14 protein-coding genes are annotated in these 13,675 nt (G+C 40.3%); 7 read left to right on the plus strand and 7 right to left on the minus strand.

The window, feature by feature from the left end:
• Positions 1 to 27: 27 nt before the first annotated feature.
• Positions 28 to 1,896 (minus strand): aspartate ammonia-lyase, encoded by a 1,869-nt coding sequence (aspA, locus tag EV695_RS16945; RefSeq protein ID WP_131907205.1) that lies wholly within the window; start codon positions 1,894 to 1,896, stop codon positions 28 to 30.
• Between the two features lie 392 nt (positions 1,897 to 2,288).
• On the opposite strand from aspA, the gene EV695_RS16950 reads away from it, so the two are divergent.
• The 5 genes from EV695_RS16950 to ygiD all read left to right on the plus strand — a co-directional run bounded on the left by EV695_RS16950 (position 2,289) and on the right by ygiD (position 4,574).
• The gene (locus EV695_RS16950) at positions 2,289 to 2,492 is read left to right on the plus strand and encodes a hypothetical protein (protein WP_131907206.1); all 204 of its coding nucleotides are present in this window, start codon (positions 2,289 to 2,291) and stop codon (positions 2,490 to 2,492) included.
• Between the two features lie 75 nt (positions 2,493 to 2,567).
• Positions 2,568 to 2,774: a hypothetical protein gene (locus EV695_RS16955; protein WP_131907207.1), complete on the plus strand. Its 207-nt coding sequence runs from the start codon at positions 2,568 to 2,570 to the stop codon at positions 2,772 to 2,774.
• A 293-nt stretch (positions 2,775 to 3,067) separates the two neighbouring features.
• On the plus strand, positions 3,068 to 3,274 hold the full coding sequence (locus EV695_RS16960) for a hypothetical protein (protein WP_131907208.1): 207 nt from the start codon (positions 3,068 to 3,070) through the stop codon (positions 3,272 to 3,274).
• A gap of 71 nt (positions 3,275 to 3,345) precedes the next feature.
• Positions 3,346 to 3,723 carry a DoxX family protein gene (locus EV695_RS16965; RefSeq protein WP_131907209.1) on the plus strand — a complete coding sequence of 126 codons (378 nt, stop codon included), beginning with the start codon at positions 3,346 to 3,348 and terminating at the stop codon, positions 3,721 to 3,723.
• A 47-nt stretch (positions 3,724 to 3,770) separates the two neighbouring features.
• A complete protein-coding gene (ygiD, locus tag EV695_RS16970) occupies positions 3,771 to 4,574 on the plus strand; it encodes a 4,5-DOPA-extradiol-dioxygenase (protein ID WP_131907210.1) in 804 nt (267 codons plus the stop codon).
• A 73-nt stretch (positions 4,575 to 4,647) separates the two neighbouring features.
• On the opposite strand, the gene EV695_RS16975 is transcribed toward ygiD, so the two are convergent.
• From EV695_RS16975 to EV695_RS16985, 3 genes are all read right to left on the minus strand, one after another.
• Positions 4,648 to 5,541 carry a sensor domain-containing diguanylate cyclase gene (locus tag EV695_RS16975; RefSeq protein ID WP_131907211.1) on the minus strand — a complete coding sequence of 298 codons (894 nt, stop codon included), beginning with the start codon at positions 5,539 to 5,541 and terminating at the stop codon, positions 4,648 to 4,650.
• Positions 5,542 to 5,754: 213 nt separating this feature from the next.
• A complete protein-coding gene (locus EV695_RS16980; RefSeq protein WP_131907212.1) occupies positions 5,755 to 6,864 on the minus strand; it encodes an extracellular catalytic domain type 1 short-chain-length polyhydroxyalkanoate depolymerase in 1,110 nt (369 codons plus the stop codon).
• 331 nt (positions 6,865 to 7,195) lie between these two features.
• Positions 7,196 to 8,086, minus strand: a complete 891-nt coding sequence (locus tag EV695_RS16985) for a LysR family transcriptional regulator (protein ID WP_207907141.1) — start codon at positions 8,084 to 8,086, stop codon at positions 7,196 to 7,198.
• Between the two features lie 172 nt (positions 8,087 to 8,258).
• Between EV695_RS16985 and EV695_RS16990 the strand changes: the two genes are divergently transcribed.
• Entirely contained in the window at positions 8,259 to 9,437 is a 1,179-nt protein-coding gene (locus tag EV695_RS16990; protein WP_131907214.1) for an MFS transporter, read from the plus strand.
• Between the two features lie 135 nt (positions 9,438 to 9,572).
• Here EV695_RS16990 and EV695_RS16995 read toward each other — a convergent pair whose 3' ends face one another.
• The 3 genes from EV695_RS16995 to EV695_RS17005 form a co-directional block, all read right to left on the minus strand.
• Positions 9,573 to 9,899: a NifB/NifX family molybdenum-iron cluster-binding protein gene (locus EV695_RS16995; protein ID WP_131907215.1), complete on the minus strand. Its 327-nt coding sequence runs from the start codon at positions 9,897 to 9,899 to the stop codon at positions 9,573 to 9,575.
• 272 nt (positions 9,900 to 10,171) lie between these two features.
• On the minus strand, positions 10,172 to 10,729 hold the full coding sequence (locus EV695_RS17000) for a YitT family protein (protein WP_207907142.1): 558 nt from the start codon (positions 10,727 to 10,729) through the stop codon (positions 10,172 to 10,174).
• A gap of 221 nt (positions 10,730 to 10,950) precedes the next feature.
• Entirely contained in the window at positions 10,951 to 12,342 is a 1,392-nt protein-coding gene (locus EV695_RS17005) for an SLC5/6 family protein (protein WP_131907217.1), read from the minus strand.
• A gap of 367 nt (positions 12,343 to 12,709) precedes the next feature.
• Here EV695_RS17005 and EV695_RS17010 point away from each other — a divergent pair, with 367 nt between their 5' ends.
• On the plus strand, positions 12,710 to 13,636 hold the full coding sequence (locus tag EV695_RS17010; RefSeq protein ID WP_131907218.1) for a radical SAM protein: 927 nt from the start codon (positions 12,710 to 12,712) through the stop codon (positions 13,634 to 13,636).
• Positions 13,637 to 13,675: the final 39 nt, after the last annotated feature.

Below are 13,675 nucleotides of genomic sequence, written 5' to 3' on the forward strand. Positions count from 1 at the left end.
TCAGTGGATTAAAAGATGCCCGCTCGATTAACGCACCATATTTTCCGGTGCTAGCACATCATCTAATTGTTCTTTAGAGAGTAACTGTTGTTCCAGAACTAAATCATAAACACTGCGATGATCATCCAGCGCTTCTTTAGCCAAAGCCGTACAAACTTCATAACCCAGATGTGGATTAAGTGCTGTAACAATCCCGATGGAGTTCTTTACATTATCTGAACAGGTTGCTTCATTCGCTGTTATTCCAGCAATACAACGACTACCCAGAATATCCATACCGCGTTTAAGAATTTCGACGGATTCAAACAGGCTTTCAACCATCACAGGTTCCATCACATTGAGTTCAAGTTGCCCTGCTTCTGCCCCTAAGGTTGTCGTCAAATCATTACCAATTACTTTAAAGGCAATTTGATTAACCACTTCGGGAATAACTGGATTAACTTTACCTGGCATGATCGAAGAACCGGGTTGCATTGGCGGTAAGTTGATTTCGTTGAGTCCGGCGCGTGGTCCAGATGAAAGTAAACGAAGATCATTACAGATTTTAGACAGTTTTACCGCGAGTTGTTTAAGCGCTGATGAGTACATCACCAACGAACCCGTATCATGCGTGGCTTCAATCAAGTCATCAGCCAATACGATATCCCGTCCTGTCACTTTACATAAGTGTTGTACGACTCGCTCTCTATAGCGAGGATCTGCATTGAGTCCTGTACCAATCGCTGTTCCACCCATATTCACCGTTAGAAAAGAATGACTACAGGTTTTCAGGCGTTTAATCTCATTTCGTAAACTGGTGGCATACGCATTAAAGCTTTGACCTAAGGTCATTGGTACTGCATCTTGTAATTGGGTACGGCCCATTTTCAGGATATCGGAAAACTCAAAACTCTTATCATCAATAATCGCGATCAGCTTATGCACTTCAACCAGTAACTTATCGTTGGTGTCCATGAGTGCAACTTTCATTGCGGTTGGATAAGCATCGTTGGTTGATTGAGAATAATTGATATGATTATTCGGGTGACAATATTTATATTCACCGCGCTGATGTCCCAGAATCTCTAAAGAACGATTGGCAATCACTTCGTTAGCATTCATATTGGTCGACGTTCCTGCTCCGCCCTGCAACATATCTACAATAAAATGGTTATGTAACATGCCCATCCCAATCTCATCGCAGGCCTGACAGATCGCGCCGATAATATTATCCGGGATATGACCTAAATCGTGGTTTGCCATCGCCGCAGCTTTCTTTACTTTGGCGAGTCCTTTAATAAAGTCAGGATAAAAGTTTAAGGTGATGCCACTGATGTCAAAGTTTTCCAACGCTCGAAGCGTTTGAATACCATAATAAGCCGTTGCTGGTACTTCTTTTTCGCCCAGCAAATCATGCTCAACACGTCGACCTCGAGCACGGTAAAGCGCGGATATATTTTTATAACGACTGTTTGCGTGCTCCATCCGGCGAATAATAATTTGCGCAATAGTAGCAGAAATTGTCAACGCCAAATCACCACGTTGACTGAGTAAATGATGTAATGCTTCGCGCTCGAATCGGTACAACGTTCCTTCCGATAACAACCGTGCACAAACCCCTTGTTTATGAGGTGGTGCAATCAGAATGGTTTCGCAGATAAACTCATAGGTCGAAAATACAGTCAGGCTTCTCTCTCGATCACCTTGATCATCAAATAACTGAACACTACCAGATGCAACAACATACAGTGCGTCGGTATAGTCATTTGTCCTAAACAGAACATCACCTGTTTTAAAATCCTGAGATTGAGCATGTTCTGCAAAAAGCGCTAAATCCTCATCGCTAATACCTTGAAATAATTCGACTTTATTTAACAGTGAAATTACAGATTGTTCTGTGACGGACTTTTTGCTCATTGTGTGTATTTGCCTTTTAAGGTTACGAATAGGTCATCATATTTTTTAACACCAGGGACTAAAAATACGACTATTCCTTTGATACAAAACACAGCAAACAACATGCCAAAAACAATAAAAATTAATACGAAGAGTTATGAGGGGTTTCGATATAAACAACTTAAGCGGCGCACCAAAAAGGTGTGCTTTTAATGTCACCCCCCTACTTTAAGGCACTTTTTTATTCGATCCATTATTCAAACGCCATATCCACACCTTTGACTGATTGTTCCAAATACAAGAACAAACTTTTGCTATTTTCGATATTTATCCTTTTTTCTACAACAGTTAATATTCTCTCATCGGCAGGAAATAACTCCTACCAAACTTAATTAATACAAAGGAATTTAAACATGAACACTAAAGCAATCATCGCAGGCACACTTTTAACAGCACTTTTCGCAGGTCAATCTGCTTTTGCTGGACAAGATACAGACGAAACTGTTTACGCAGAATTAACTGCAAACACTACAGTGACTCAATCAGCATCAACTGACAAAGTTAATTACGATGCACCATCAGTGACTAATGAAGTTTTTGTTAGCGGTCGTAAGTAATCACTAACGATTAACACTGAATCAAAACCAAATTATACAAACATATTAAACAAATAAATTTAAAGGAAATTAATCATGAACACTAAAGCAATTATCGCAGGCACACTTTTAACAGCACTTTTCGCAGGCCAGTCTGCATTCGCTGGACAAGATACAGACGAAACTGTTTTCGCAGAATTAACTGCAAACACTGCAGTGACTCAATCAGCATCAACTGACAAAGTTAATTACGATGCACCAACGGTTGACAGTTCTGAGTCTGTAGTAAGCGGTAGAAAATAATCGCTTACTTGAAAGAAGCATGTACATTGAAGCAAAGAATGTACATGCAACACCCGAAAAAGAAATAGCCTGATCGTTTGATCAGGCTATTTTTTTGCCTAAGAAAAATAGTACTGAATAAAAATGTAAGCACCATTACCCACACAGATACAGACGCGACAGCAATAATTCTTAATATGTGAACAATCATTTGCTAAATTCGATATTTATCCTTCTTACGACAACAGTTAATATTCTTTTATCGGCAGGAAATAACTCCTACCAAACCAAATTAACCTAAAGGAAATAAAACTATGAACACTAAAGCAATCATCGCAGGCACACTTTTTTCAGCGCTATTTACAGCTCTAGTCGCAGGTCAAACTGCTTTCGCTGGACAAGATAATGATCAGGGCGTTTTCGCAACTAACACTGAAGCAACTCAAACAGTTTCGGCTGACAAAGTTAACTACGACGCACCATCAGTGACTAATAAAGTTTTTGTTAGCGGTCGCAAATAATTTTTTTTAAATCACTAATAATTAATGATTAGCTTAAAACCAATCACACCATTAAAGACAAGGTAAACCCAATGTTAAAATTTCTAGATAATTATCAACCACAGAGCTACGCACTATTAAGAATCACTGCAGGCTTTATGTTTCTTTCTCATGGCGTTCAAAAGTTCTTCAACTTTCCAGTCGATTTTCCATGGCCTCTATCACCATTGACTACAGCTGCCGGCGCTATTGAACTGGTTGCAGGGTTGTTGATTATGATCGGCTTGTTTACAAGACCAGCAGCATTCATTGCTAGCGGCATGTCAGCGATTGGATATTGGATGTCTCATGGCACTCAATCATTCCTTCCTATCGCCAATGGCGGAGAGATCATTGCACTTTACTGTTTCATCTTTTTGTTTATTGCAACGAAAGGCGCGGGTATCTGGAGTGTTGATAAAGAGTCATAAGACAGAAAACGTTAGCATCGCAAAATTTTAATTGGGAAATGAAGAATATGAACCAAACAGCACTCAACAAAAACAAGCCATTCCCTACCTTATTTGTCGGGCATGGCAGTCCAATGATTTCGATACAGGATAATCGCTACACCAAAGCGTGGAAAGATATCGGTGATCGTTTGCCTAAACCGAGTGCTATCTTGATGGTATCTGCTCACTGGTACGAGCCCAAAACGGCCGTAACAGTGAGTACTTCACCAAAAACAATTCATGATTTTTATGGTTTTCCCGATGAGTTATACCAGATTCAATACCCCGCACCGGGCGATCAAGCACTTGCTGAACGTGTGAAAGAATTATTATCGCCCATTTCTGTCCATCAAGACGACAACTGGGGATTAGATCATGGCGCATGGTCGGTACTAAAACACATGTACCCAAATGCAGATATTCCCGTGGTGCAGATCAGTATTAATTCCAATCAACCTGCGCAATTTCACTATGAACTTGGGCGAAAGCTTCAACAGCTTCGACATGAAAATGTGATGATTATCGGTAGCGGTAATATTGTGCATAACCTAAGGCATTATACGGGTGATAACGCCACCCAAACTCAGCATGACTGGGCGATTCGATTTGAGGATAAAGTCAAAGATCTATTAGTGTCAAAAGATCATAAAAGCCTGATTGAATATAAAAACCTGGGACCTGATGCGGCATTATCAATCCCAACACCAGAACACTATCTGCCTCTGCTTTATGTACTCGGCGCGAGTCTGCCAGATGAGTCGATAAGCATTCCTATTGATGGTGTTGAAAGTGGTTCTATCTCGATGTTAGCGGTTGAAATGGGGGATTAGATTATCCTGCTGGAAAGCGTGATAGATCGTTGTTACACGGTTGTTACTCGGTTGTCACTCGTAATACTTTTAACTAGGCGCACACTTTATTGCGCCCTGTTTTTTTGGCTTTATATAAATTATCGTCGGCTCTTTTTATAATTTTCGTATGGTCCGTGTCTGAATTTTCAACTTCAGATATACCGATACTCATGGTTGCCAAAATATCCCCATTACACGTCTTGATCGGTGTGTTAGAAACAATTTCTCTTATCTTTTCGGCGATAACTAAAGCAGATTCTTTATTGGTTGCGGGTAACAATACGCAGAATTCTTCCCCACCGACTCTTGCCATGCGATCGTACATTCTTAAGTTTGATTCGCACGCCAGAGAAATAGTCTGAATAGCGGTATCACCAACTAAATGACCAAAATCATCATTGATCTTTTTGAAGTGATCGATATCGAGCATCAGCAATGAGAACACTTCACCACTTCGATGATAATGAGGCAGTTCGTTATCCAGAATTTCGTCAAAGGTTCTTCTGTTAATCAAGCCGGTTAAAGGGTCGGTTCTTGATAGAACCTCGAGTTTTTCCTCCACGTCTTTCTGCTCTGTCACATCACGCTCAATTGCCACAAAATGAGTGATAACGCCTTGCGGATTCTTTAAGGGATGAATACTTAAATCCAGCCAATACCCTCTTCCGGATTTACTTTGATTTTTGATGGTTACTCTAACAGGGACTTTTTGCTCTAATCCTTTTCTGATGATTTTCTTAGTCTCACCATCTGTTTCTTCAGATTGTAAAATTCTGGGGTTTTTACCTAATACTTCTTCGGCGGTATATCCGGAAAGCTTGGTGAAGGCTTCATTGACATAGACAATCTCAGGCCCCGGATTATCAATATCATCTGACTTGGTAACGATGATGACATCATTAGCAAATTCCACGATATCTCGAAAATTGAAATCGAATTCTTTCATGACTGTTTTTATTATAATTGAATCTAAAATTTAGAAATTTATTTTGTTAACAAAATAAATATATAATACCCATCGCTTTTTTTCAAAATAAACGACCAAAGGGCTGCAATTAGCCACCCCCCTACTTTGGGGCGTTTTTTTATATATGTTAGCGAATATCTAACGTTAGCGTTTAAGGCTAGCCGCTAAACTAATGTCCTTAATTGCTTTTAATTAACGATTAAAATACAACCAGATCACTTCAGAAATATTCGGCCCGCGTGTATCACTGTAAGACCCGGGCAAGCCACCTATCCAGCCATGAGATAACTGGTCGACAGTGAGAAAATCCACTGACTTATCGGTACCAAACTGACCATAGTGCTGGTATTGCCAGTTAATTCCTCTGGTTGTATCGGCTAGCATCGTGACTTCTGCAGGATTTATCTCCTTGAAGGCTAACCAACTATCGCGCAAATTCAGCCCTGCTTGCAAAGGAACTGTTTCATCCGCTTCTGACTGAATCACCAGTAATGGCGCCAATCGACCGTGACCATTTAGCGCGATTTGATCACGCATGCGTTTCACAATAAGGCCTAAGGAACGATAGTGTACCGATAAAAATGAAACCGTCTTCACCGCTCTAGCCGTCTCGTCGTAAGCCACCCCCGCCACACTCGCACCCGAAGCAAATAAACTACCGTGCGCGACCAATGCCGCTACCGTCATACCTGCGCCCGACGACAATCCGGTAATGTGAATCCGTTTTGGATCAACACTAAATTCTTCCTGCACCTGTTTTATAATACGACCGATATCCTCCACTTCCCCCGATCCGGCCTGTATGTGTTGCTTCATCCACCACGCCCAGCAATTCTTATTGCGCAGGCTCAAATAGCCCGTCACGAATGGATAAACCACAATAAAGCGTTCGCGTTCGGCAATTGCATCGAAACCACTAATTGCACGAATATCATCATCAGTCTGACGACAACCATGCAACACAACGACGACTGGCAAGGGTTCACCTTCAACATAGTCTGCAGGCGTATAAACCAGATAATCTCGACGACGGGAAAACCAGGAACCAATCATCGGCAGGCAACTACGCGAATGAGTCTGTCCTGATAACGGCTCGGCAGAATGTTCTAATGCAGCTACTTCTCGCAATTGCGCATCAAACTTACGCGGCGGTTTAAGCTCAAGAGTATCAACTTTGATTGCTGTATCAACAGCTGGAATAGACAAATCTGGCTGATCGCGCAACTTTTGCCATCGGCTTTTCAGATAACTGCCAGCCCGCTGAAAAGCACCGCGTAACTTGTCACGCATTGAGAGAAACATACAAAATCCTTTTTATTAAGCCCTTTTAGTTATTGGTGTACTGAGTCATTGTAAAGAGTTCAAATTATGTCTATTGATTAAAGAAAAACACCATACGTATAAAATATGTACCTCTCTCTACGATGTAATTTAAAACGCTTTTTTATTTTTAATAAGCTACGACTTGTTAACCTATACAATGCTCGTATTTTTTAAAATATTATGAATAGTACGCTCTTCGTGTCTCTGTTCGCATTGTGATTGTGATTGTTTAGCAATTTCGTCTTCGATACACATCATATCCTGCATTGTTAGTTTCTGGTTGTTGGTTTCTCGTCATTAATTTAAACGATCATCCTAAATTCAATTTAGGTTTAATGAAATCTATAAAGGCAGATACTCTTTTAGCCACGTTTGAAGATCGATAATAGACAGCGTTGATTAATTCTCTATCCGTATCAGGTATGCGATAAGAATCTAACAGCGTCAGCAACTTTCCTGAAGCAATATCTTCATTTACCATAAAACCAGATAAACAAGCGATACCATTCCCAGACAATGCTAATTTGCGCATTGTTTCTCCACTACTCGCTGTAATAGTAGGTGTAATAGTAGGCATACCCTTAATCGGCCATTTGTTAAGCGCTTTGATAGTTGAAAAGCCAATAATCTCATGATTAGACAGATTTTGGGGGGTCACCACGATCTCATTTTTATCGATATATTCTGGGCTTGCAACAATGTACAAGGGGCTTCTTCCTAAAGCTCTGGCGTGTAAGGTTGAATCTTCTAATTTACCGATTCTAATGGCAACATCGGTGCGTTTTTCTATCAAATCAACAAACTCTTCATTAGAGCTAAGCTCAACCTCAATATCGGGATAGGTCTCTGTAAACTCTCGCATGTGAGGTATTAGCTGATGATAAATAAAGGGGCTTGCGGCATCTATTCGTAGCTTACCTGCAGGTAAATTAGTACGTGTGGTGATATTAATTTCAGCATTATGAATTTGCTCTAAACCAAGACTTATCGCATTTACAAATTGTCTGCCTTCATCAGTTAACGTCACTCTTCGGGTCGTCCGTGTGAAAATCGTTGTACCCAGTGCATTTTCTACCTTCGCAACAGCGCGAGAAATGCGTGCAACTTGAATATTTAATGCTTCAGCAGCTACAGAGAATCCACCATATTCATTTACCGCGAGTAAAAGTTCCAAATCATCTGATCGTGTTTTTAAATTCACATTAATACCATTTTCTACAAAAGTAATTTGTCAATAGTGACATTTATTGAAAAAGTCTAACAGATAATAATAGGTACCTCTCAGCTTTTCACAAGATTGTTAGTGTTGTTTAAGAGCTGACAATAAATATTTTTAACTTTACATATTTTTTACAACAAATCAGGAGATTAAAATGCCGTTAGCATTACTCGCATTAGCATTGAGTGCTTTTGCCATAGGAACAACAGAATTTGTTATTGTCGGTTTGCTACCAACAATGGCAATAGATCTTAATGTTTCAATTCCATCGGCGGGCTTGCTCGTCAGCTTATATGCAATGGGTGTCGCAGTAGGTGCGCCTATTCTGACTGCACTAACAAGTCGCTGGAATAGAAAACATGTTTTATTATCAGTCATGGCGCTATTCGTGGTCGGCAATTTGGTTGCCTGGCAGGCACCAAATTACGAATCTTTGATCATTGCTCGTGTCTTAACCGGGTTAGCGCATGGAGTGTTTTTCTCAATCGGTTCTACCATCGCTGCAGGTTTAGTCCCAAAAGAAAAAGGCGCCAGCGCCATAGCAATTATGTTTACGGGTTTAACTGTAGCATTAGTCACAGGCGTTCCTTTAGGGACTTATATCGGTCAAATATATGGATGGGAAGCCACCTTTTTAACTGTTTCGGCGTTAGGTTTACTTGCGATGATTGGGAGCGCGATTTTAGTACCGAATAATTTGAAACAATCCAAACCCGCAAAAGTTTCTGCACAATTTAAAGTACTCACGCATCCCAGATTATTATTGGTGTACGCGATTACCGCCATTGGCTACGGTGGAACTTTCATCGCCTTTACTTACTTAGCGCCAATTCTTAGTCAAGTAAGCAATATTCAGGATAACGTGATTAGTTTAATACTACTGGTATACGGATTATCCGTTGCTGTCGGTAATATTCTAGGAGGTAAAATGGCAGATAAATTGGGGCCAATTAAAGCGCTAACTATCATTTTTGGTGGGCTAGCAGCTATCCTGTTAATGTTTAACTTTACTGCACCGAACCCAATAGCAGCTGTTGCCACAATATTAATCTGGGGGGCATTTGCCTTCGGTAACGTACCCGGTTTACAAATATACGTTGTAAAATTAGCCGAACAATATACACCCGATGCCGTCGATGTAGCATCTGGTTTAAATATAGCCGCATTCAATGTTGGAATAGCATTAGGCGCATGGAGTGGTGGCTTAATCGTTGAAGCATCTGGATTAATGAATACCCCTTGGGTGGGAGCAATCGTAGTATTGGTTGCGCTTGGACTTACCCGATTCAGCGGATCTTTGGATAATAAAATAATGCGAACATCAACCATTTAAGTAATATAAAAAAAGCCCGATATAATTCGGGCTTTTTTTATATTCAGATAAGAATGAGGAAATAAAACCAAAACAGTTATCGTGATTTACCGGAGTTCCCATAGCCAGATCAACTTATAACTTACAACTAATAATTTATACATGAGTTGAAATCAGTTCTTCAACAACAGCATTAACAGCAATCAGCGGATCTGTTTCGCTGGTTTTTACCAAACGAATATTACGCTCTGCCATCTTACGTTCAAATCCACTTCCACACCCTGCTGTAATTAAAACATCAAGTTCATCAATAGGATGGCTTGCCGATCCGGTCTCATGCAGTGACATTTCTTTGGGTAAATCAATTCGCTCCAGCTCTTTAAGTTGCTTATCGTCATCTAACTGATACACAAAAAAACGTCGAGCTTTTCCTGCGTGTCCAGTAATGGTGCGAAAATTCTGTGAAGTAACGCCGATTTTCATTTTAAACTCCAAAATTTAAGGGTTAAGAAAGCCTGATACGATTAGAAAGGACTTGTCTCACCAAGATGTAAAGTATCTTGAAGTAATATGATATTAATAGGTCTTGAATATATCCTTGAGAATTCTCAACTGAGTGAAAATAACCTACTTTATTAGTCGAAAAAGTATTGAAGATAATACTTTTTACCAATTAGTCACCCCCCTACTTATAGGGCATTTTTTGTTCATTCGGTTCGAAATGATAGATATTAAAAAGCCCAAGCTTTCCTGGTTCAACCAATATGATAACGCCCGGGTTTATGCCCAAAAGCGACCACAATATTCATGGAAACTGCACCAACAATGGACAGTAATAACAAGTCTAAAGGCACGATGAAAAACCCTAAAGCCACAATGCAAACGTCGACTGACATCTGAAACTTACCGGCACTGATGCCAAAACGGTCCTGCATGTATTTAGACAGAACCCCTAGACCGCCAAGACTGGAAACGTGCCTAAACATAATTAAAATTCCCATACCAATCAGCAAGCCACCTGCAACAGCCGCAAAGTAACGGTTAATGGATTCTAATGAAAAAACGTAATGCAGATTATCGGTACAGAACGAAACGATGGTGACCGAGGTAAAAGTATTAAACGTGAAGCGCTTGCCCATGCGCGTCCATGCGAGATAGTAAAACGGTAAGTTCACAACAAAGAAAAGCTGGCCAAATGATAACGGCATAATCTGTTGCAACATCAGAGCAATGCCAGCTGTTCCGCCAGTAAGGAAACCGCAATACTTGAAAAAGTAAATCCCCATGGAGACAAACAAAGATGCCATCGTCAATGCTAACAGGTCTTCCCTGATAGAATGATAGGACTTCGGCTGGATCTCATTTTGCTTTGACATGTTTTACCTATTTGCCATGATTACAAAAAAGCCGCCATTCTAATGGTCGGCCATATAAAGTAAACATGCACAACACATGCCAAAGTTAATTTAATGTCCTTGTTGATTTGTTTGTTTATTAGTAATTTCCACCCCCCTACTTCGGGGCGTTTTTTTATTTAACCGAGATTACGCTGCTTAATATTTCTTTCTTTTTCTTTTAGCCCCAATGCAAAAGAGACAAAACCTACGATCGTAATGGTGATGCAAATAATCAATAGTTTTGAATATTTGTGTTCATAGCCGAACAGATCAAACATCCAGGTGGTGTAATTTGAGCTTTCGGTGATATAAGTAATACCACCAAACACGGTCACCACAAAAGTCACTACCACGGGCCATAAAGCAACATCGCGATTACCCCAGATACAAAATACAATAATCGGTAATAAGAACATGGATAAGGTCCCGCTTACTGCTACTGCTGCGTAAAGGTCTTTACTATCCCAGAGTAAGAACAAGCCACCTACTATCAAAAAGGCGACCATCACAATACGTCCCGACATCATGGTTTCGGGGAGTAATTTCATGTCTTTAACGACAAGTTTTGAGGCGCTAGAAAAAGTAGAATCAAGCGTCGATAAGGCAGAGATTATGAGCGCAACGCTAAATACAGCCATGATAGGTTGACCGAATAAGCGAGTGAGTGCGTCCATCATGCCTTCGCTTTCCAGGTTATTTAAACCGGCAAACACTCCTAAAAGTGCAAACATTAAAATACACACTATCGAAATCCATGCGGCATGCAGGAATGATTTTTTTGTCGTTTCCTGATCGGCTAAAAACCCGCGATCCATCATCACCGGATCATGTAATGGGTAGCTCCAAACCTGCAAACCTGCGACGACTAACAACACCCAACCAGGCGATTTGATATCAGGTGATGAGTTAAATACGGCACCCAAGTCAAAAGCAGGATTAAATAACATAGCGATAAATAAGATAACGACAAGTGCGATAACCAATACCGACTGTAAAACATCCGTACGTAAAGAGGCGCGTAAGCCTCCCATAGATGAGTAGCCAACAGTAATCACACCGATTGCCAGCATCGCAGAGAAATATTCGAGGCTGCCTTTTAAGCCAAAGATTTCGCCTACGACAATTAAGTTGGCAAATACTTCGCTGAGTAATCGCAAGATCACCACAAAGTTATACATGCCTGCGCCTGTTGCGCCGAATTTAGCGCTTAAGAAACCTTGTACATTGTCATAGCCGTGTTTAAAACGCAGGTGATTAATAATTGCGCCACCAGTGACAAAGCTAAAATAATACGCGGCATAGGCTAGTGCGCCTGCAATACCATAATAAAAACCGAGAATGGCTGCCGTCATCAATGAACGAGCGAATATCCAGGTGGTGACTTGGGAGAGGACTAAGGTCCAGAGTGATGGCGCGATGCCTGTTTCTGAGTAGCCTCGATAGAAGCCTTCAATCGTGCGAATACGTGGAGAAATAACGATGCTTGCCATCAAGACAAGGGCAGTTATGCCAATTAAGTAAGGTGTCATTTAAAGGTTAATCCCCATGTCAAAAATTGTTGTGGTTGTTATACGTATGAATGAACTGCTTGGATGATGTTAAATAGAAGTTTTATTAAAAAAACTCGAAAGATTACAAAGCTTTGTATTTCTTGTGATTCATATAGTTCACACGTTAATACTTTTTACTGAAGTAGAAGTACTCCTGAATGAACCACAAGTGTGTTCAATACTTCATAATAGAGAGCAGTTAAAATAGCTGCGAGCGAATTTCTTTGTATTTTTTTGAATTAACTTCTCAAAAAAACATCTAAAATAAATGTTTCTCCGTAAGAGTACTCTATGTTATTTACGTTGAGGCCTACCGGGTTTAAGACCGAGTTTAAGAATAGTAAAAATGAATAAATTTGAAAATTATCTCACCACAGCAAACAATGAATCACGCGCTTATGTCGATTTAAACAAACTAGATACACTTTGGTTAAACACCGGTACGCTTTGTAATATTACCTGTGAAAATTGTTATATCGAATCATCACCCAAAAACGATGCCCTGGTTTATATGACCTATCAGGAAGTAAAAACGTATCTGGATGAAATTCGTGACGAAGAAATGGCAACAACGGAGATAGGAATCACCGGTGGCGAGCCATTTATGAATCCCGACATTATCCCAATCATCGAAGAATGCCTAAGCCGTGGGTTTAAGTTAGTTGTTTTAACCAACGCAATGCGCCCGATGATGCGACATAAAGATGCTTTAATTAAGATCAATGAGCAATACAAAGACCAGCTTCTCTTACGAGTATCAATAGATCACTTTAAGCGAAAAATGCATGATGAAGAACGCGGCTTTGGTACATGGGAAATCGCCTTAAACGGACTAAAATGGCTTTCTGATAATGGCTTCAACATCAATATCGCCGGCAGAACACGCTGGGGAGAAGAGATAGAAGACTTACGACTCGGCTATGCAGGGCTTTTTGAAACTCAAAATATCAAGATTAATGCTGCTGATCCTGTGGAGTTAGTACTATTCCCTGAAATGGACGAAGCAGCATCTGTTCCAGAAATCACCACAGAGTGCTGGGATATTTTAAACGTAAAACCCGATGAGATTATGTGTTCAAATTCTCGCATGGTGGTTAAACGAAAAGGCGCAGAGAAACCAGCTGTTATCGCCTGTACCTTATTGCCTTATTCTGAAGAGTTTGAATTTGATTCAACCTTAAAAGAAAGCTCAAAACGCGTGTACTTAAACCATCAATACTGTTCTAAATTTTGCGTATTGGGTGGAGGTTCTTGTAGCGCTACCGCTGATTAAAGACGCTGAATTCGTCTAAATATTACTTCTACGAGCCTA

Origin of the sequence: Cocleimonas flava, from assembly GCF_004339015.1 — a bacterium.
Lineage (GTDB): Bacteria > Pseudomonadota > Gammaproteobacteria > Thiotrichales > Thiotrichaceae > Cocleimonas > Cocleimonas flava.

Excerpts from the sequence above, each read along its gene's own strand:
- EV695_RS16990 (WP_131907214.1), top strand. The coding sequence starts at position 8,259 with ATGCCGTTAGCATTACTCGCATTAGCATTGAGTGCTTTTGCCATAGGA.
- ygiD (WP_131907210.1), top strand. The coding sequence starts at position 3,771 with ATGAACCAAACAGCACTCAACAAAAACAAGCCATTCCCTACCTTATTT.
- EV695_RS16955 (WP_131907207.1), top strand. The coding sequence starts at position 2,568 with ATGAACACTAAAGCAATTATCGCAGGCACACTTTTAACAGCACTTTTC.
- EV695_RS17005 (WP_131907217.1), bottom strand. The coding sequence starts at position 12,342 with ATGACACCTTACTTAATTGGCATAACTGCCCTTGTCTTGATGGCAAGC.
- EV695_RS16980 (WP_131907212.1), bottom strand. The coding sequence starts at position 6,864 with ATGTTTCTCTCAATGCGTGACAAGTTACGCGGTGCTTTTCAGCGGGCT.
- EV695_RS16960 (WP_131907208.1), top strand. The coding sequence starts at position 3,068 with ATGAACACTAAAGCAATCATCGCAGGCACACTTTTTTCAGCGCTATTT.
- EV695_RS16965 (WP_131907209.1), top strand. The coding sequence starts at position 3,346 with ATGTTAAAATTTCTAGATAATTATCAACCACAGAGCTACGCACTATTA.
- EV695_RS16995 (WP_131907215.1), bottom strand. The coding sequence starts at position 9,899 with ATGAAAATCGGCGTTACTTCACAGAATTTTCGCACCATTACTGGACAC.
- aspA (WP_131907205.1), bottom strand. The coding sequence starts at position 1,896 with ATGAGCAAAAAGTCCGTCACAGAACAATCTGTAATTTCACTGTTAAAT.
- EV695_RS17010 (WP_131907218.1), top strand. The coding sequence starts at position 12,710 with ATGAATAAATTTGAAAATTATCTCACCACAGCAAACAATGAATCACGC.
- EV695_RS16975 (WP_131907211.1), bottom strand. The coding sequence starts at position 5,541 with ATGAAAGAATTCGATTTCAATTTTCGAGATATCGTGGAATTTGCTAAT.
- EV695_RS16950 (WP_131907206.1), top strand. The coding sequence starts at position 2,289 with ATGAACACTAAAGCAATCATCGCAGGCACACTTTTAACAGCACTTTTC.